Source organism: Pseudomonas sp. KU26590 (assembly GCF_026153515.1).
Taxonomy (GTDB): Bacteria; Pseudomonadota; Gammaproteobacteria; order Pseudomonadales; family Pseudomonadaceae; genus Aquipseudomonas.
Genome location: NZ_CP110644.1, coordinates 6126623 through 6145381 on the forward strand (window position 1 = coordinate 6126623; position 18759 = coordinate 6145381).

Annotated in this window: 14 protein-coding genes; 7 read left to right on the forward strand and 7 right to left on the reverse strand. The window is 60.1% G+C overall.

The genetic code is table 11. The features are described from left to right. Positions 1 to 17: 17 nt before the first annotated feature. Positions 18 to 2573, reverse strand: a complete 2556-nt coding sequence (locus OKW98_RS27100; protein ID WP_265387430.1) for a dermonecrotic toxin domain-containing protein — start codon at positions 2571 to 2573, stop codon at positions 18 to 20. A 299-nt stretch (positions 2574 to 2872) separates the two neighbouring features. Here OKW98_RS27100 and OKW98_RS27105 point away from each other — a divergent pair, with 299 nt between their 5' ends. From OKW98_RS27105 to selO, 3 genes are read left to right on the forward strand one after another with little or no spacing between them, the layout of a single operon-like run. Next, a complete protein-coding gene (locus OKW98_RS27105; protein WP_265387431.1) occupies positions 2873 to 4615 on the forward strand; it encodes a potassium/proton antiporter in 1743 nt (580 codons plus the stop codon). A gap of 36 nt (positions 4616 to 4651) precedes the next feature. Further along, positions 4652 to 8020, forward strand: a complete 3369-nt coding sequence (gene mscK, locus OKW98_RS27110) for a mechanosensitive channel MscK (RefSeq protein WP_265387432.1) — start codon at positions 4652 to 4654, stop codon at positions 8018 to 8020. A 48-nt stretch (positions 8021 to 8068) separates the two neighbouring features. Further along, on the forward strand, positions 8069 to 9532 hold the full coding sequence (gene selO / locus OKW98_RS27115) for a protein adenylyltransferase SelO (protein WP_265387433.1): 1464 nt from the start codon (positions 8069 to 8071) through the stop codon (positions 9530 to 9532). Here selO and OKW98_RS27120 read toward each other — a convergent pair. From OKW98_RS27120 to OKW98_RS27130, 3 genes are all read right to left on the reverse strand, one after another. Continuing rightward, positions 9516 to 10178, reverse strand: a complete 663-nt coding sequence (locus tag OKW98_RS27120; RefSeq protein WP_265387434.1) for a hypothetical protein — start codon at positions 10176 to 10178, stop codon at positions 9516 to 9518. The genes selO and OKW98_RS27120 overlap by 17 nt on opposite strands. A 278-nt stretch (positions 10179 to 10456) precedes the next feature. Continuing rightward, entirely contained in the window at positions 10457 to 10825 is a 369-nt protein-coding gene (locus tag OKW98_RS27125) for a hypothetical protein (RefSeq protein WP_265387435.1), read from the reverse strand. Positions 10826 to 11029: 204 nt separating this feature from the next. Then, positions 11030 to 11962: a hypothetical protein gene (locus OKW98_RS27130; protein ID WP_265387436.1), complete on the reverse strand. Its 933-nt coding sequence runs from the start codon at positions 11960 to 11962 to the stop codon at positions 11030 to 11032. 400 nt (positions 11963 to 12362) lie between these two features. Between OKW98_RS27130 and trxC the strand changes: the two genes are divergently transcribed. Next, positions 12363 to 12797: a thioredoxin TrxC gene (trxC, locus tag OKW98_RS27135; protein WP_265387437.1), complete on the forward strand. Its 435-nt coding sequence runs from the start codon at positions 12363 to 12365 to the stop codon at positions 12795 to 12797. 137 nt (positions 12798 to 12934) lie between these two features. After that, on the forward strand, positions 12935 to 13312 hold the full coding sequence (locus tag OKW98_RS27140) for a PAAR domain-containing protein (RefSeq protein WP_265387438.1): 378 nt from the start codon (positions 12935 to 12937) through the stop codon (positions 13310 to 13312). Between the two features lie 3 nt (positions 13313 to 13315). Here the strand turns inward: OKW98_RS27140 and OKW98_RS27145 are convergent, their stop codons facing one another. Further along, complete coding sequence (locus OKW98_RS27145; protein WP_265387439.1) at positions 13316 to 14098, reverse strand: ParA family protein; 783 nt, start codon at positions 14096 to 14098, stop codon at positions 13316 to 13318. Positions 14099 to 14452: 354 nt separating this feature from the next. Between OKW98_RS27145 and OKW98_RS27150 the strand changes: the two genes are divergently transcribed. Further along, complete coding sequence (locus tag OKW98_RS27150; RefSeq protein WP_265387440.1) at positions 14453 to 14941, forward strand: hypothetical protein; 489 nt, start codon at positions 14453 to 14455, stop codon at positions 14939 to 14941. Between the two features lie 81 nt (positions 14942 to 15022). On the opposite strand, the gene OKW98_RS27155 is transcribed toward OKW98_RS27150, so the two are convergent. Next, the gene (locus OKW98_RS27155) at positions 15023 to 15913 is read right to left on the reverse strand and encodes a LysR family transcriptional regulator (RefSeq protein WP_265387441.1); all 891 of its coding nucleotides are present in this window, start codon (positions 15911 to 15913) and stop codon (positions 15023 to 15025) included. Positions 15914 to 16035: 122 nt separating this feature from the next. Between OKW98_RS27155 and OKW98_RS27160 the strand changes: the two genes are divergently transcribed. Beyond that, positions 16036 to 17301 carry an MFS transporter gene (locus OKW98_RS27160; RefSeq protein WP_416147774.1) on the forward strand — a complete coding sequence of 422 codons (1266 nt, stop codon included), beginning with the start codon at positions 16036 to 16038 and terminating at the stop codon, positions 17299 to 17301. A gap of 288 nt (positions 17302 to 17589) precedes the next feature. Here OKW98_RS27160 and hemE read toward each other — a convergent pair whose 3' ends face one another. Then, a complete protein-coding gene (hemE, locus tag OKW98_RS27165; protein ID WP_265387442.1) occupies positions 17590 to 18654 on the reverse strand; it encodes a uroporphyrinogen decarboxylase in 1065 nt (354 codons plus the stop codon). Positions 18655 to 18759: the final 105 nt, after the last annotated feature.

The window sequence follows — 18759 nt, forward strand, 5'->3', positions numbered from 1 at the left end:
AGCGTAGCCCTGATTTACTACGAGGTTGAGAGGGGAAAGAAGAAGTCCGTCAAGGCCTTCGCGTCACTGCCCAGTCGGGCGGCATACTGTTCGCGACTGAAGGCCTCCCCGGTGCGCAGGTCGAGCAGTTTGCGCCCCTCCAGAGGGCCTCCTATCTCGCGCAACTGCACTTTCATGAACTGATAAAACGTGCCGAGAACGTGCTCGATGCTGTCGATCTGAAAGTAATGGCCTGGCAGAAAAACAGCTTCAGCCTCTTCCGGGCTGGCGGAAAAAGGAGCAATGGGTGCGGCACCCAGGTAGCTTTTTTCGGGCAATACGAAGACTACGCTGGTGTCATCGAAACGGATGGGCTCCTGCATCGCGCTGGCGTGCAGCCCTCCCTGGTTACTGGCGAACGTCCGGGCCATGTAGGGGTTCTCGCTGAAGGAGGTGATATCGGTATTCACCAGTACATCCCCCGGCTGAACGTCGCCGGTACGAAAAAACGCCCCCGACGTACCTCTCGCGCCGCTGCCCCCTCGATACAGCGCCACGTCATTATTGCTGCCCACGGTAATGACGTCCTCCACAAGCCGACTGAGCATTGCGACCTGATCAGGATATTTCGGCACACCGGTGCGCAAAAACTGGTTATACGCTTCATCATCGTGGGTGTACGCCGTAATGTTCGACGCGAAATACTCTCCCTCCGCAGTGCGATATACCCGATGCCTGGCCCCCCACTCATCGAAGTGGACGTCCTCACCGTCCGAGTCGGAAGTGACGACCTCCTGCGGGTCCATTCGGTAAACCTCGACTACCGATTCCTGCCGTGCAACCGCGGCTTCGGAATAGAGCTTTTCGTCGAACAGATTCAACTGCATGAAACGATCCCAGAACGCAGACTGAACGGGAGTAAACCGTGGCTGACCTGAAGCGCCGGTTGCGACGCTGTCCATCGGCATGCCGCCCGCCAATCCCGGCGCAGACAGGCGTTGCCAGTAGCCATCAGCGCTGAGCACCACCGGACAGCGACCGTTGAAAGCGAAAGGATTGTCTGCATCGACAATCACCCAGCTTCCGAGGTGCTCATCGAAACTTACGCGATGGGCCTCGCGTCCGACCGTCACCCACGTCTCGCCATCCCCTAAATGATAAGTGCCTTGAAAACGCCCTTCCTGGGCCGCAGGCAGTTGAGACTCAAGAACGATGTCGCCCGGCATGCCTGACAGCGGGTTGGCGGGTAACTCACCCGGCGGCGGGCTCACACGTGGCCAGGCCGTGTTGACACCCGCCCCCGTGCGCAGCAGAAAAGGTAAATTGAAAAAAAGGTAGATCGCGCTGCTGATCGCGCTCTGAACACCGAGGCTACGCTGCGCGGAGGTTCTTGCGTTCACAGCCTGATCGATGCTCAGGCCGACATTGGCGGCACTGGCACCCACAACCGCCAGCGCCATCGGCCAGCCCAGGGGCGCAAGGTTGCCAAACACCGAAAGGAAAGTGTTCAGATAACCCAGCCAGATCTGTTTGCGCAGGTCGGCGTTGCTGGTCAACAACGCGTCTGCGTCATTGGTCATGTCGCTGCGCGCGACCTCGCGCAAATAAACGAATGGATCACCCGCAATCGGCTCGCCGGTTCGATTGACGAGTCGATCCGTGCCCTCAAGGTCTTGAGCTCGGCTCAGAAGCTGCGCGACATCGCGCTGAAAGGCATCGCGATGTGTTTGCCAGTCGTTCGACGAACGCAAAAAGCGGGCGCAGATGGACGCTCGGGTTCTCAAGGAAAGAAACTGCCCCTTGAGCCATTGGTAAAGGTGCTGATGGGTATCGAAGCTGCGAAAGGGCCTCGCCTCACCGCCGAGGTACAGAATCTGCCTTTCCCCGGGCCCGACAATGCGCAATATGTCCCGAGCTTTGAATGCACCGAGCTCTAAAGGAAACACCAATACACCCGGCGACGCTGGCGCTGCGGTACGCAGTTGTTCCAATCGGGGCATCGGGTCCTGGCTGATGATGCTTCGCACCGCCTGGAAATCGGCAAGAGAAAGATGGCGCCTGGCAACGCTTTCCCCGGCACGCGCCAGGTAGCTGGCCTTGGCGAGCAAGCAACAGTTATCACTGTGCCGCGCCCAGAACCGGTCCATTTTGCGGCGATAGCCCGCGCTGAAATCCAGCGCCCAGAAATCCCGAAGGACCTCCTCGGGCAACAGGCGAACTTCATTGCGCTCGTCGAAAAACTCGTGACTGGGGCCGTCCGTGTAAAAGCCGCCGTAGAGAGCCAGCTCGTCTGCAGATGATTGGTCGCTTACCTCGAACCGATGGATCAACAGCTCGATCATGGTCATCGACTGCACCGGTGTGCCGGCGTGTTTCCAGCCCGTGAAGGACAACTCGCTGCTGCTGGCCGTTGAGAAACGGTGCCAGTACACATGGCCGGGATCGAGGTGCTTACCCGTGTGCCTGAAGATAATGTTCTGCGCGGCAGACCTGGCCAGCGCAATGAGATCGGGATAATCGGCTACGTAACGCTTGGCTATTTGCTTGAGTTGCTGTTCGTCCGAGACGGGTGCTGCTGTGTTTGGTGCCTGCATGGCGCATGTCGCTTTCTTGCTGAAATGAACGCCAGACGTGATCAGCATTCGAAGCGCTATCTGCCATACATATTTATCGTTGCCATGGCGCTGTTACGCCCGCAAGGCGGTACTGCCCCGTCGGCCAACTGTGGCGCAACGGCCTCCCGATATAAGTCGACCCCACCGTCCCCTGTGCCCGGCCGTCAAGAATTACGCTTTGACAGCCATGCAATTCAACAGGTTAAATCCCTTGGCACGCGGACTGCATGGTCAGTTCTCGCCCTCGTCTGTTTGAATTCGTTTCTGGAGTACCGCCCTTGGATGCCACGACCATCAACAGCCTGTTCCTGATCGGCGCGTTGCTGGTGGGTGCAAGTATTCTGGTCAGCTCGCTGTCCTCACGCCTCGGCATTCCCATTCTGGTCATCATCCTGGCGGTCGGCATGGTGGCCGGCGTCGATGGCGGCGGCATCATCTTCGATAACTACGCAACGGCCTATCTGGTCGGCAACCTGGCATTGGCAGTCATCCTGCTCGATGGCGGCCTGCGCACGCGGGTGGCGAGTTTCCGGGTCGCACTCTGGCCCGCCTTGTCGCTGGCGACGGTTGGGGTGCTGATCACCACGGGGCTGACCGGCATGGTCGCCGCCTGGTTGTTTGACCTGAACATCATTCAGGGCCTGCTGATCGGCGCCATCGTCGGTTCCACAGACGCCGCCGCCGTGTTCTCCCTGCTGGGCGGCAAAGGCCTGAACGAACGGGTAACGGCCAGCCTTGAAATCGAATCCGGCAGCAACGACCCTATGGCGGTGTTCCTGACCGTCACGCTGATCGACATGCTGTCCAGCGGCCAGACCGGCCTGCACTGGAGCCTGTTGGGCCATCTGGTTCAGGAGTTCGGCATCGGCGGCATCATCGGGCTGGGCGGCGGCTGGATCATGCTGCAGCTGGTCAACCGGATTAATCTGGCCAACGGCCTGTACCCGATTCTGGTAGTGGCAGGCGGTCTCGTCGTCTTCGCACTGACCAACGCCATTCACGGCAGCGGCTTCCTCGCGGTTTACCTGTGCGGCCTGGTGCTGGGCAACAAGCCTATTCGCAGCCGCCACGGCATTCTGCACATGCTCGACGGCATGGCCTGGCTGGCGCAGATCGGCATGTTCCTGGTGCTGGGCCTGCTGGTCACTCCCCACGATTTGCTGCCGATTGCGCTGCCGGCGCTGGGCCTGGCGCTGTGGATGATTCTGGTGGCGCGGCCGCTGTCGGTGCTGGCGGGCCTGCTGCCTTTCCGGGTGTTCCACGGTCGCGAAAAAGCCTTTATTGCCTGGGTGGGTTTGCGCGGTGCGGTACCGATCATTCTGGCGGTGTTTCCGCTGATGGCCGGTCTGCCCCATGCGCAGCTGTATTTCAATCTCGCGTTCTTTATTGTGCTGGTGTCGCTGCTGGTTCAGGGCACGAGCCTGCCGTGGGTGGCGAAATGGCTGAAAGTGACGGTGCCGCCTGATCCGGCGCCGATTTCCCGCGCGGCGCTTGAAGTGCACGTCACAAGCGAGTGGGAGCTGTTCGTGTATCGCCTCGGCGCCGAAAAGTGGTGCATCGGCGCCGCACTGCGCGAGCTGAAAATGCCGGAAGGCACGCGGATCGCAGCCCTTTTCCGCGGCCAGCAGTTGCTCCACCCGTCGGGTAGTACGGTGCTGGAAGTCGGTGATTTGCTGTGCGTCATCGGCCACGAACACGACCTTCCCGCCCTCGGCAAGCTGTTCAGTCAGGCGCCGCAACGCGGTCTGGATCTGCGCTTCTTCGGTGACTTTGTTCTGGAAGGAGACGCTGAGCTGGGGGCTGTCGCGGCACTCTACGGTCTGAAACTCGACGGGCTGGACCCTGGCATGCCGCTGAGTCAGTTCATCATTCAGAAGAATCGCGGCGCGCCGATCGTGGGCGACCAGATCGAATGGAATGGGACCATCTGGACCGTCGCGGTTATGGACGGGAACAAGATCCTCAAAGTGGGCGTCAGATTCCCCGAAGGAAGCAGCCCGGGCCCCGCGCTGTTCCTTTAAACTGCCCTTCATTTCTGCTCGCTCGACCCGGTGTCTATGTCCACGCTGCGTAACCTTATTGCCTCGGCCCTGCTTGGGCTTTGCCTGTCGTCCGTACCGGCGCATGCCGCCGATACGCCGCCCCTGTCCAGCGAGGCCGTCCAGCGCAGTCTGGACAAGATCGCCGACCGCAAACTTACCGCTGACGACCAGAAAGCGCTGCAGCAGGTGCTGGAACAGACGCTGACGTTCCTGTCCAGCCAGAAGGATAACCAGCAGAAGCTGGAAGACCTGAAAAAGCAGCTGGCCGACGCGCCTCGGCAGACTACCGAGAACCAGCGCGAGCTGACCAAGCTCAAGGCCAGTAAAGTCATTCCCATTGCGCAGCGTTACGCCAATCTGGATGTGCCGCAGCTTGAGCAATTACTGAGTCAGCGCAGCGCCCAGCAGGCTGATCTGCAAAAAGCCCTTAATGACGCCAACAGCCTGACCATCACCGCGCAGACCCGACCCGAGCGTGCCCAGGCCGAGATCAGCAGCAGCCAGACTCGCATTCAGGCCATCAACGGCATCCTCAAGTCCGGCAAGGATGGCGGCAAAACCATCAACGCCGACCAGCGCAACGCGTTGAACGCTGAACAGGCCTCATTGAACGCGTTGATTGCGCTGCGTCGTCAGGAGCTCGCCGGCAACAGCCAGTTGCAGGACCTGGGCGGCAGCCAGCGCGACCTGCTTACGGAAAAGGTCAGTCGTCAGGATCAGGAAATCCAGGACCTGCAGACGCTGATCAACGAGAAGCGTCGCGCCCAGTCCCAGGAAACCGTGACGCAGTTGTCCCTGGAAGCGCAGAAAGCCGGCGGCAGCAGCCTGCTGGCGACCGAAAGCGCCGCCAACCTCAAGCTTTCCGACTATCTGCTGCGTGGCACCGACCGCCTCAACGAGCTGACCCAGCAGAACCTCAAGACCAAAACCCAGCTGGATGCCATCACGCAAACCGATCAAGCGCTCGACGAGCAGATCAACGTGTTGAGCGGCAGTTTGCTGCTATCGAAAATCCTCTACAAACAGAAGCAATCCTTACCCAAGCTCAAGCTCGACAGCGGTCTGGCCGACGAAATCGCCGACATCCGCCTGTACCAATTCGAGGTCAATCAGCAGCGCGAGCAGATGAGCAGCCCAAGCGCTTACGTCGACACGTTGCTGGCCACACAGAAGCCGGAAGACGTCACACCCGCGCTGCGCAAGACACTGCTTGATCTGGCCACCACTCGCAGCGACCTGCTGGAACGGCTGAATCGCGAGCTCAGTGCGCTGCTCAACGAATCCATCACACTGCAGCTCAATCAGAAACAGCTGGTCAGCACGGCCAACAGCCTGCGGGCCACCCTTGATGAGCAGATGTTCTGGATTCCCAGCAACAAGCCGCTGGACCTGGAGTGGTTCGAGCGCGTCCAGCCGCGACTCGTCAAACAGGTCACCACCCTGCCCTGGACGTCCAGCGTCAGCGAGCTGTATGACGGGCTGACCCAGCGTCCGCTGATCTTCCTGCCGCTGTTTCTGGTGATCGGCGCGCTGATGTGGAAGCGAAAGGCGCTGTACGACAAGCTCAATCGACTGCACGCCGACATCGGCCACTTCAAGCGGGACCGGCAGTGGCAGACGCCGCTGGCGATTTTCATCAACGTGCTGTTGGCGATGCCGTTATCGCTGACCCTCGCGGTGTGTGCGTTCGCGCTGCAGATCGACGCCCGCGGGCAGAACGTCAATCTGGGTTCTGCACTGCTGCAAGTGGCCCTGGCCTGGCTGGTGTTCTACACCGCATACCGGATTCTTGCGCCGGGCGGCGTGGCGCAACTGCACTTTCGCTGGGAAAAACCGCAGGTGGAATTCCTGCGCGGCTGGATCCGCCGTCTGGGTCTGGTGGTGCTGGCGCTGGTGACGGTGGTGGCTGTGGCCGAGCACGAGCCCTCGGCACTGGCCGACGATGTTATCGGCATCGCCGTGGTGCTGACGTGTTACGCCCTGATGACCTGGCTGCTCGCGCGCCTGTTGCTCACCAGCCCGACCCACCACAGTGCATCGCTGTTTCGCCGCGCCGTGGGGCTGGCCTTCACCGCCCTGCCCGTCGCGCTGTTCATCGCCGTGTGCTTTGGCTATTACTACACGGCGCTGAAACTCAGTGATCGCCTGATCGACACGCTGTATCTGCTGATGCTGTGGCTGGTCATCGAAGCCGCTTTCGTACGCGGGCTAAGCGTCGCCGCGCGCCGTCTGGCGTATCAGCGTGCGCTGAGCAAGCGTCAGGCCGCGAAAGAAGCCGGCGAAGGCGAGACGCTGATCGAGGAGCCGACGCTGGACATCGAGCAGGTCAACCAGCAGTCATTGCGCCTGATTCGTCTGGCCCTGATCGCCGGCTTCATCGGCGCGCTCTACTTCGTCTGGGCCGACCTGATTTCGGTGTTCTCGTACCTCGATAACATCACGCTGTACGAGTACACCAGCGGCACAGGCGCCAATATCAGCATGGTGCCGATCAGCCTGGGCGACCTTATCGGCGCGCTGGTGATCATCGGCATTACCTTCGTGCTGGCCGGCAACTTGCCGGGCCTGCTGGAAGTGCTCGTGCTGTCGAAGCTCAATCTCAAGCAAGGCAGCTCATACGCGACCACCACGTTGCTGTCGTACACCATCGCTGGCGTGGGTTTTGTCTCGACACTCTCGGCCCTCGGCGTCAGCTGGGACAAGCTGCAATGGCTGGTGGCGGCGCTGTCGGTGGGCCTGGGTTTCGGCATGCAGGAGATCTTCGCCAACTTCATCTCCGGGATCATGATCCTGTTCGAGCGCCCGGTGCGGATCGGCGACACCATCACCATTGGCGCCCTGTCAGGTACGGTCAGCAAGATCCGCATTCGCGCGACCACCATCACCGACTTCGACCGCAAGGACATCATTGTCCCGAACAAGACGTTCATCACCGGGCAGTTGATCAACTGGTCGCTGACGGACACCATCACCCGCGTCACGCTCAAGCTGGGCGTGGATTACGGCTCGGATCTGGATCTGGTGCGCAACCTGCTGCTCCAGGCGGCTCGGGAAAATCCTCGGGTGTTGAAAGAGCCCGAGCCGATCGTCTACTTCCTCAATTTTGGCGAAAGCACCCTCGACCACGAACTGCGCATGCACGTACGTGACCTGGGCGACCGCAACCCGGTGCTCGACGAGATCAACCGGTTTATCAATAAGGAATTCAAGAAGCAGCACATCAATATCTCGTTCCGGCAGATGGAGGTTTACCTCAAAAACATGCAGGGACAGGAGTACAAGATGGTGCCCGTTGAACCCGAGCAGAAAACCATCACGCCGCCCGCTGCTGTGCCCCCGGCGCCAAAAGATGCACCGGAGCCACCGGAAGTCAGGCTCGACTGACCCGGAAAATCCCAGCAGAATGGTCGGACATTCTGCTGGAGGCATCCCTTGAAAGCCCTCGACGAGCTGACGTTCGATAACCGCTTTGCCCGTCTGGGCGATGCGTTTTCCACCACCGTCCTGCCCGAGCCCATTGCCGACCCGCGGCTGGTGGTTGCCAGCGAGGCGGCACTCGCGCTGCTCGATCTGGACCTCGCTCAGGCACAAGACCCTCTGTTTGCTGAAATTTTCAGCGGCCACAAACTGTGGGCCGAGGCCGATCCGCGGGCGATGGTTTATTCGGGTCATCAATTCGGTTCGTACAACCCTCGCCTGGGTGATGGCCGCGGTTTACTGCTCGGCGAGGTCTACAACGACGCCGGCGAACACTGGGATCTGCACCTGAAGGGCGCCGGGCAGACGCCGTATTCGCGCATGGGTGATGGTCGCGCCGTGTTGCGTTCGTCGATCCGCGAGTTTCTGGCCTCAGAAGCCCTGCATGCCTTGGGCATCCCGACCAGTCGCGCGGCCTGTGTGATCGGCTCCAGCACTCCAGTGTGGCGCGAAACCCAAGAGCGCGCGGCGATGGTTTTACGCCTGGCGCAAAGCCACGTGCGCTTCGGCAGCCTGGAGTATTTCTTCTACACCAAACAGCCGGAACAGCTGAAGCAACTGGCCGATCACGTGCTGTCCCTGCATTACCCCGAATGCCTGGAACAGCCCGAGCCGCACCTGGCGATGTTCCGCGTGATCGTCGAGCGTCAGGCCGAGCTGATTGCCAAATGGCAGGCCTACGGTTTCTGTCATGGCGTGATGAACACCGACAACATGTCGATTCTCGGCATCACCTTCGACTTCGGCCCCTTCGCGTTTCTGGATGACTTTGATCAGCATTTCGTCTGCAACCATTCCGATCACGAAGGCCGCTATTCCTTCAGCAACCAGGTGCCGATTGGCCAGTGGAACCTCAGCGCGCTGGCGCAGGCGCTGACACCCTTCGTCAGCGTCGAGGCATTGCGTGAGGCGCTGGAGCTGTTTCTGCCGCTGTATCAAGCGCATTACCTGGACCTGATGCGTCGACGTCTGGGGGTGACAACCGCTGAAGATGACGACGCTGACCTGATCGCGCGCTTGCTCCAGTTGATGCAGAACAGCGGCGTCGACTACACGCTGTTTTTCCGCCATTTGGGGGAGGAATCAGCCGAAGTCGCGGTAGGGAAGCTGCGCGACGACTTCGTCGACATGCTCGGCTTCGACGCCTGGGCCGACGCCTACAAAGCCCGCATCGCCCGCGAACCCGAGTGCAGCCAGCAGGATCGCCGCACGCGCATGCACGCGGTTAACCCGCTGTACATCCTGCGCAACTACCTGGCCCAACGCGCGATCGAAGCCGCCGAACAAGGCGACGACAGCGAAGTCCGCCGTTTGCATCAGGTGCTGTGCAACCCGTTCGAGGAGCAGCCCGGAATGGAGAGTTATGCACAGCGTCCGCCGGATTGGGGCAAGCATCTGGAGATCAGTTGTTCGTCGTGAGTGGGGGCAAGTTGAGATCAGGTGAAACCTCAACCGTTTCGGGCAATGCCGGATCCTCGCGGCCTAAACGCTTTGTTTCCGGATCAGTCATGGCAGCGAGAATGTCGTAGAGGTTGAGTATGTGCGTTTGGGGTTCGCGCTCGCCTCCCGCCGGCAGCGCTAGCTCCTCTGCGATTTTCGCTTCCATTTCGGCCTCGTAATTCCAGGGATAACGATCCTGGACTTTTTCGATCATCGGCAGCGCTTTGTAGTAGTTCAAGACCTCCCTCATGAATACAGGCTGCTTGCCAGTCGCACTGCTTTCGAGTTGAGCTCGGGCAATGGCACCTTGCGCCCACTTATATTCCATTTGCGCACTGCCGCGCCAAGCGGCTTGCCTCTCATTGATGGTGTAGCCGCCTCGGTCGTCATAGGCAATCAGGATCAATTGATCCCGTGAAAGGCCCGCGAAGGGACTTTTCGCGTTTATGTCACCAGCACTGGAACGGTTCACATATTCAGTAGCTTGCCGGGCGCGATTCAGAAGCTCAGGGTCATCGGTTTGAGGCGTCTCCAGATCATGCCGGGCTTTTCCGGCTTGATACCCTTCGAATAAAAACCTGCTTTTTTGCTTGGCCGCATAGGCCGCCAGCTCATCGCGGGACATCGTCAGTTCTCGCTGACTCGCCCTCTCTGCACTGCCGCTTAGCTGCCGCCCCAGAACTGACACATTCGCAGTCTCCGATCGAGACATCAGCGCTGCAGTCGGCGCCCGCTCAGTGTCTACGACTGGCAACTCGGCAGACGGCGTTCTTTCAACTTCGCCTGCATTCAACAGACGTCGTGTGGGCGAACTTATAGTGGAAAGCATAGAAAATTCCTTTTCTGATACCACTCGCTGCCGAAGCTGCCACTAATGCGCAGCTCCGGTTCATGTTTGCGTCATCAGCGCATGATGAAGTCCACCACCCAATTGTGGTTGGCGTAATTGACGGAGGTGACAGTAACGTCGCATCTGGCACCGCCGCCCGACACCGCACTTCTGTTCCACTTGGGCGTGCGGACACCTCCCGGTGTAGAGCTCATCAAATAGCTGGTTGTAAATTGGCAGGTTTTGAACCCCGCTTGATATCGCACGGTGGCGTAGCCTATTGGAGACGCACCGCTTGGACGAACGTTAAAACTGGTCGAGCCCCCCGCTGCCACAGCGTCAGGTTTGGGTGATGCGTTCGAGTATGTGGTCAGTTCATTACTGCTACTTCCACGCACATAAACTGCATTTTCATCGGTTTCATTTTTAAAGTTTACGGTCACCTGAGGTCCCTGCACTCACCACCCCAACCATGGCCAAAGTAGAAAACAGCAAAACTGCGTTACCTTTATTTTTTGATTTCATTTTTAGATCCTCCTTTTTATTAGATCTAAAAAAGCTAATCAGGCATCGCGCTAGATTCCTACTACCCGAACGGATAGCTACTTTGGAGCGCATCGAGCGAGCGCGGCAGGCGCCCTCAATGATCAGGCTTCAGCTGCAGGCTTCGGTAAAGCAGAAACCTGCGTACCGGCATTCGCAGCCGCTAGCTTTTCAACCCCCTGCGTAGCCGCCGTAGCTGGCTCAGGTGAAGTACGAGGCGCGAACTTCTTCGTGTAGGCGATGTTGTTTGGGTCAGCTTTCTTGTCTTTGCTGGTGTCGACGATGCCGGCGAGGATGTCGTAGAGGGTCAGTTTGCGGTCTGGCGCCTGGCGTCCGAAAGCGCCCGGCAGGCTGGGCAGCGTAAGGTCGCTCTTGATCCGCGCTTCCACGATGGCTTCTGCTCCCTTGGGATAGCTCACAGCCTTCTCAATCGCTGGCAGCGACTTGAGGTAGCTCAGGGCGTCGTTGTAGAACCGGGTGGCCTTGCCCGTTCGGAGTTGCTCGATCACCCCCTCGTTTATCGCAACCTTGCGCCAGTCCTCGTCCATTTTCTGCACGCCCTGCCAGGCCGCACGTCGCTCGTTGAGGGTGAAGCTTGCGCTGTCGTCAAAGGCAATCAGGTTCAGTTGTGCACGGGATAGGTTCTCGAACGGGCTCTTGGCGTTCTTGTCACCGGCCAGCGTCCGGGTCACGAACGCACTGGCCTCGCGCGCGCGGTCCAGCAATTCGGGGTCATTTGTCTTGGGCACTTCCATGGCCCGCGTGCCGCTGTTGACTGCGCGGCCTTCGATCAAAAACTCATTGATGCGATTACGCCCGTATTGCCCTAATTCGGCGTGGGTCATCCCTGCGTCCCTCTTCTCGGCTCGCGCTGCGCTCTCGTTCAACTGAGCCGCCAGTGTCGAGAACGTCGCCTTGTCGGTCGCGGTCGCTGCAGGTTTATCGACGGTTTTGGGTTCGCTGTTTGGGACGGCGTCAACGGCTGGCTTTTTGTTCGCGACAACCGCTGCAACGGCGGCCTGGATCTGGCTGATCATCGGCGACTCCCTGGCTATGAGATGGCAGGAGCCAACACGCATCATCGTCAGTCAGCCCCTCGCATCGACACTAGCGACAGGCAGGCAGGGCGAACAGTTGGGCAAACGGGGGGTACTTTCGGATAATCAGCGCTTGAGAATTTGGCTTAACGCGCGCATTTGGCGGCTTGGGCCAAGGCTGATGCGGGAATTCGTCGCGTCTTCAGGTTTGAGTCTTTTTAGGCGTGGGGTGCTTAAACGAGCGGTGAAATTTGGGTTAGTTCACACCTGGCATTTCAGGTGATCAATGAATGCCGACCGCCATTGATGACAGCCCGTCGCTGAAGGTGCAGCCGCAAAGCTTGATAACCCACCCCTCCGACTCCACCTAATAGTCATCAATCCCACCCAGGCCTCTGTCATGTCCGAATCACTGCTGATCCCCTGCCCGCATTGCAACGGGCTCAATCGCATTCCTGCCGGGCGACTGAGCGACCAGCCGAAGTGCGGGCGCTGCAAGCAGCCGGTGTTGCTGAGCAAGCCGTTCAACCTGACGCAGGGCGATTACGCCAGCCAGATCAAAGGCGACCTGCCGTTGCTGGTGGACGTCTGGGCAGAGTGGTGCGGGCCGTGCAAATCCTTCGCGCCGACGTTCGAGCAAGCGGCAACTCAGTTGAGCGGGCGCGTTCGCTTGGCGAAGCTGGACAGTGAGGCCAATCAGCAGCTTTCCGCGCAGTTGGGGATTCGCTCGATCCCGAGCCTGATCCTGTTCAAGGACGGCCGTGAAATTGCCCGGCAGAGTGGCGCGATGCCGTTACAACAGTTGATGGCCTGGCTGACCAGTCAGGGACTATGAAAGGCGTTTCTTCAGCGTTTGAAGTGCCTGACAGCCAGCGCTGTAGGCAGGTTCTGAAAGCACTCGTTTGTCCCGAATTCGTCGAATTCTGCGTCTAGGCTTCGCCATTCCTATCGACACCCTGGAGTAGCGAAGCGATGACATACGTGGTCAGAGAGGGCGATTCAACAACAACCGGCGGCGTGGTTTTGAGCACTTCAGGCTCGCACACTTGGGAGGACCGGCGCCTGGCGCGCATGGGCGATCCGGTCTGGTGCGAGCAATGCGCTCAGATCGGCTTCATTGCCCAAGGCAATCCGACCTTCATAGACGAACTCGTGGCCGTGGCCACGCACGGCCAGGCGGTGCGCTGCGGTTGTGCGGAAGGCAACCATCGCCTGATCGCCAGCCAGAATGAGCTTCAGGCAGACATGGATGCGACCATCGACATCCCCAAGGACATGGCCGAAAAGGCGCGCAAGCGAGCCAAGCAGATGACCCGATCCCGTCGAGAGAGCCCCGAACCGCTCGCCTAGCAGCTACCGATGACCCGCACCCGTTTCCAGCAAGTGATGCAGCTCGACAAACTGCTGAGTCAGCTTATGCCGCGGTTCCAGATGGATCAGCGGCATGTTGGCCTGGTGCGATTCACGCATCTTGATCGAACTGGTGAGGTAGACCGGCAGCACCGGCAGCCCTTCCGCGATGAGTTCATCAAGGATCTGCTGGGGCAGGCTCGCCCGCGCCTGGAACTGGTTGACGATAATGCCTTCCACCTCCAGATCTTCGTTGTGATCTTCCTTGAGCTCTTCGATTTCCTTGAGCAACCCGTACAGCGCCTGACGGGAAAAGCTGTCGCAGTCAAACGGAATCAGCACACGATCCGCCGCGATCAACGCCGATACCGCGTAGAAATTCAGCGCAGGGGGCGTGTCCAGATAGATGCGCTCGTAATCTTCGCTCAGCTCATCCAGCAGTTTCCGCAGCTTGTTGATCTTGTGCTTGGCTTCCAGCTTGGGTTGCAGATCAGCCAGCTCCGCCGTGGCGGTCACGACATGAAGGTTGTCGAAGGGCGTTTCATAGATGTCGACCTGATTCTTTTTAGCGCCAGGCCCGGACGATAAAGTCTGCTTGAAGAAGTCGGCGATGCCCATCGGGATCTCTTCACCGGTCAGGCCGGTGAGGTACTGTGTCGAGTTGGCCTGGGCATCCAGATCGATCAACAGTGTCCGATAACCTTCATGAGCACTGACAGCCGCCAGATTGCAGGCGATGCTGGACTTGCCAACCCCGCCCTTCTGATTGAACACCACACGCCGCATGTAAGACTCCCTGTTGCTGTCTAGCCGTGAAGGATCGCCTGCGACCCGATGAATGTTGCCGAGTCTAGGCAATCGCGATGAGTAGGGCGAGCCTCTCGGAGTAATCTGGCTGTAAGGATGAGTGCTACATCATCGAAAGACCGATAGCGCCTGCAACACAGTGATAGAGGCTGCTGCCGCACCCGTAAAAATGATCGTCAGTAAACACACTATTTGTTTCAACGTTTGCCTCAGTGGGCTGGCATCGAGATAATGCCCGTCACTCGGTGATGGCGCCGCGCCATAGCCGGCGTCATTTCAGCAGCTCGAAGCCCGGGAATAAAAATTGTCGGCACACCTGGAAGGTAACGCTTCATGATTCGCGCTTTTTTGCTGTTTTGCGTGCTGTTAGTGAGTGGCTGCGCCAGCCATGCGCCCGTACCCGCGCAAACGCCCCACATCAAATTTCCGGTGCAACTGCACGTGCAACGTGAGCAAGCCGGTCAGCGCGAAGAATGGCTGATGACGATCCAGAAGGAGCGCCACGGCCTGCGCTTCTCGTTGATGGACACCCTCGGCACTCCCGTGGCGGGTCAGCAGCTTAGCGAAGATCGCTGGAAGGCAGACAAGCTGCTGCCGCCCAACTACGAGGCCCGTGAGCTGTTCGCCGCGGTGCTTTTTGCCCTGACGTCCCTCAAGGAGGTGCGCTTTGACTACCCTGGCGTGGAGCTGCGTCCCTACGGTCGCAGCCTGGACGATCGCTGGTTCGTCGATTACGCCTCCGAAGGTATCTTCCGTATCAGCATGGAAAGCGGCGAACTGAAATACGTGGTCGGTCCACTCCAGGGCAAGGCGAGCAAATGACGGGATAGCTCAGCTACCTTTCTTGCTCTGCCTATTGGGCCACGTGCAACAACTCCCGCAGTTCTGCGCTGTGGCTCTGCGTTATCCCGCCTTGCGCGTCACCAGTTCGACAAACGCCTTGGCCATCGGCGACTTCTGATCCTTGCGTTGCACGAGCCACACCGCTGAGGTGGCCTGGGCATCCAGCAGCGTCCGGTACACCACCCCGTCGATGCGCATGCGCTGGTACGACGCCGGCAACACCGTCACGCCCAATCCCGCTGCCACCAGACCAATGATGGTCATCGCCTCTCCCGCCTCTTGGGTGAACAACGGGCTGAAGCCCGCCTCGCGCGCCAGATCCAGCAACTGCGCGTAGAGCCCGCTGCCGTAGCTGCGCGGGAAGAACACAAACGGCTCATTGGCCAGTTCCCGCAAATGGATGCCGCGTTCAGAGCCGTCGGCCAGTGGATGATCCGAGCGCAGAATCGCCACCAACGGTTCATGCAGCAGCTCCACGGCGACCAGTGAATCCGGCAGCGGCAACGGCCGCATGATGCCCACTTGCATCGACTCGTTCTCGAGCCGCTCGGCGACTTCCCGGCTGCTCATTTCCTGAAGCGCCAGATGCACCGCCGGATAACGCTGGCGAAACGCGAAGATGGCCTGCGGGATGCTTGAAGTGAAGGGCGCGGAAGCCGTAAAGCCGATCTTCAGCTCCCCCAGTTCCCCCAGCTGCGCACGCCGGGCAACGTCCGAAGCCTTCTCGACCTGCGCCAGCACCAGACGCGCTTCGTCGAGGAACAAGCGGCCCGCTTCACTCAGCTCCACGCGTCGATTGGTGCGTTCAAACAGGCGCGCGCCGAGCTCTTGCTCCAGCGCCTGAATCTGCTGGCTAAGAGGCGGTTGGGAGATGCCGAGCGCCTGAGCAGCGCGTCCAAAGTGCAGCTCCTCAGCGACAGCGATGAAGTAACGCAGGTGTCGTAATTCCACGGTCATTCCATTAGGTCGTCAAACCTATCAAACAGGTCGAACAATATATTGGAAGCAATCGTTAGGCGGCTATATTCTTTTGCCACTGCTCCCCGCTCCCCGCTCCCCGTCTGAGGTCACCCGTGAATACTGCTGCATCCCCCGCCGCGCCTGCCGAGTTCGCCACTGCGGCCATCCCGTTGGGCGATACCTACATCGAGAAGGACACGCCCGCTTTCATTCGTACCGTACTGGCGCTGTTCTCCGGCGGATTCGCAACGTTTGCGCTGCTGTACTGCGTACAACCGATGATGCCGGTGCTGTCGCGGGACTTCTCCATCAACGCCGCCCAGAGCAGCATGATTCTGTCGGTGTCCACCGCGATGCTCGCGATCGGGTTGCTCATCACCGGGCCCATTTCCGACCGCCTCGGGCGCAAGTCGGTGATGGTCTTCTCGCTGTTCTCCGCCGCTCTTTTCACCATCGCCAGCGCACTGATGCCCACCTGGGAGGGCGTGCTCATCACCCGGGCGTTCGTGGGCTTGTCGCTGAGCGGACTCGCCGCCGTGGCGATGACCTATCTCAGTGAAGAAATCCACCCGCAGCACATCGGCCTGGCGATGGGCCTGTACATCGGCGGCAACGCCATCGGCGGCATGAGCGGCCGGGTGATCACCGGGGTCTTGAGCGATTACGTCAGCTGGCACACGGCACTGTTGATCATGGGCGTCATCGCGCTGGGCGCGGCCGGCGTGTTCTGGAAAATCCTGCCGCCGTCGCGCAATTTCCGCGCACGACCGCTCAGTGGCCGCAGCCTGCTGGAAGGCTTTGTCCTGCAGTTCCGTGACGCTGGGCTCCCGTGGCTTTTTCTCGAAGGCTTCCTGCTGATGGGCGCGTTCGTGACGCTGTTCAACTACATCGGCTACCGCTTGCTGGCCGACCCGTACAACTTGAGTCAGGCGGTGGTCGGCCTGTTCTCGGTGGTGTACCTGTCTGGCATCTACAGCTCGGCGAAGATCGGCGCATTGGCCGATCAACTGGGCCGACGCAACGTGCTGTGGGCCGTAATCGTGCTGATGCTCGTCGGCGTGGCGCTGACCATGTTCACCCCGCTGGTGGTGGTGATCGTTGGCGTGCTCATGTTCACCTTCGGCTTCTTCGGCGCCCACTCCGTGGCCAGCAGCTGGATCGGCCGCCGCGCCATCAAAGCCAAAGGCCAGGCGTCGTCGCTGTACTTGTTCAGTTACTACGTAGGCTCCAGCGTTGCCGGCACCGGCGGCGGCGTGTTCTGGCACTACGCCGGCTGGAACGGCATCGGCGCCTTCATTGGCACCCTCCTGCTGATCGCCCTCGCCGTGGCGCTGAAATTGGCGAAGGTAAAACCGCTGGCGGTGAATGTGCAGGTTTAAACCAACAGCCACACATGCAACTGTAGGAGCGCGCTTGCCCGCGATCGGGCGGGAACCGGCCGCAAGACCTTCGAGCACGGACTTGCTGATCTACCACAGAGGTACAGCCACACAGGTACATTCACTGCCGCTTCGCGCCAGATCGCGGGCAAGCGCGCTCCTACGCCTTCGGCAGAAGCGATCATGCGCCCAAAAGCCCAGTTTCGAGAGGTCTGGGCTCTTTGCGGGAATGCGACCCCACACAAAAACGCCCGGCATTAGCCGGGCGTTTTCATGTCTGCGAACAGCTTACTGGTGGTACTTCGCCGACATTTCATGCACGGCTTCGATGAAGGCGCCGGCGTTGGCCGGGTCGACTTCCGGGGTGATGCCGTGGCCGAGGTTGAAGACGTGCCCGGTGCCGCTGCCGTAGCTAGCGAGGATGTTCGAGACTTCCTGGCGGATGGCTTGAGGATTGGCGTAGAGCACGGTCGGGTCCATGTTGCCTTGCAGCGCGACTTTGTTGCCGACGCGGCGGCGGGCCTCGCCGATGTCGCAGGTCCAGTCCAGGCCCAGCGCATCGGCGCCGGCGTCGGCGATGCTTTCAAGCCACATGCCGCCGCCCTTGGTGAACAGGATGACCGGGACTTTGCGTCCGTCGTGCTCACGGATCAGGCCGTTGACGATCTTGCGCATGTAGGCCAGCGAAAACTCCTGATACGCCGCGGCCGAAAGGCTGCCGCCCCAGCTGTCGAAGATCTGCACCGCTTGCGCGCCTGCGAGAATCTGGCCGTTCAGGTAGGCGGTGACCGATTGCGCGAGCTTGTCGAGCAACAGGTGCATGGCCTGCGGATTGTCGTAGAGCATGGCCTTGGATTTGCGGAAGTCCTTGGACGAGCCGCCTTCAACCATATAAGTCGCCAGAGTCCACGGGCTGCCGGCGAAGCCGATCAACGGCACGCGACCGTTGAGCTCGCGGCGAATGGTGCTGACGGCATCCATGACATAGCCGAGGTCTTTCTGCGCGTCAGGGATCGGCAACGCTTCGATGTCAGCCAGGGTGGTGACGGTTTTGCGGAAGCGCGGGCCTTCGCCGGTTTCGAAGTACAGACCCAGGCCCATGGCGTCGGGAACGGTGAGGATGTCGGAGAACAGAATGGCGGCGTCGAGCGGATAGCGCTCAAGCGGCTGCAGGGTGACTTCACAGGCGAACGCCGGGTTCATGCACAAGCTCATGAAGTCCCCGGCCTTGGCGCGACTGGCGCGGTACTCCGGGAGATAGCGGCCGGCCTGGCGCATCATCCATACAGGCGTGACGTCAACAGGCTGCTTGAGCAGGGCGCGAAGGAAACGGTCGTTCTTCAGGGCAGTCATGTCGGCATCCGGAAAAAAAGTGCGGGCATTTTCTCAGACACCAACATAAAAGGCACGGTCGGTGCCGTGCCTTTTATTTATCGGGGCGATTTGTCGCAGCAGATC

Excerpts from the sequence above, each read along its gene's own strand:
- OKW98_RS27100 (WP_265387430.1), bottom strand. The coding sequence starts at position 2,573 with ATGCAGGCACCAAACACAGCAGCACCCGTCTCGGACGAACAGCAACTC.
- mscK (WP_265387432.1), top strand. The coding sequence starts at position 4,652 with ATGTCCACGCTGCGTAACCTTATTGCCTCGGCCCTGCTTGGGCTTTGC.
- OKW98_RS27120 (WP_265387434.1), bottom strand. The coding sequence starts at position 10,178 with ATGTCCCGCGATGAGCTGGCGGCCTATGCGGCCAAGCAAAAAAGCAGG.
- OKW98_RS27130 (WP_265387436.1), bottom strand. The coding sequence starts at position 11,962 with ATGATCAGCCAGATCCAGGCCGCCGTTGCAGCGGTTGTCGCGAACAAA.
- trxC (WP_265387437.1), top strand. The coding sequence starts at position 12,363 with ATGTCCGAATCACTGCTGATCCCCTGCCCGCATTGCAACGGGCTCAAT.
- OKW98_RS27140 (WP_265387438.1), top strand. The coding sequence starts at position 12,935 with ATGACATACGTGGTCAGAGAGGGCGATTCAACAACAACCGGCGGCGTG.
- OKW98_RS27145 (WP_265387439.1), bottom strand. The coding sequence starts at position 14,098 with ATGCGGCGTGTGGTGTTCAATCAGAAGGGCGGGGTTGGCAAGTCCAGC.
- OKW98_RS27150 (WP_265387440.1), top strand. The coding sequence starts at position 14,453 with ATGATTCGCGCTTTTTTGCTGTTTTGCGTGCTGTTAGTGAGTGGCTGC.
- hemE (WP_265387442.1), bottom strand. The coding sequence starts at position 18,654 with ATGACTGCCCTGAAGAACGACCGTTTCCTTCGCGCCCTGCTCAAGCAG.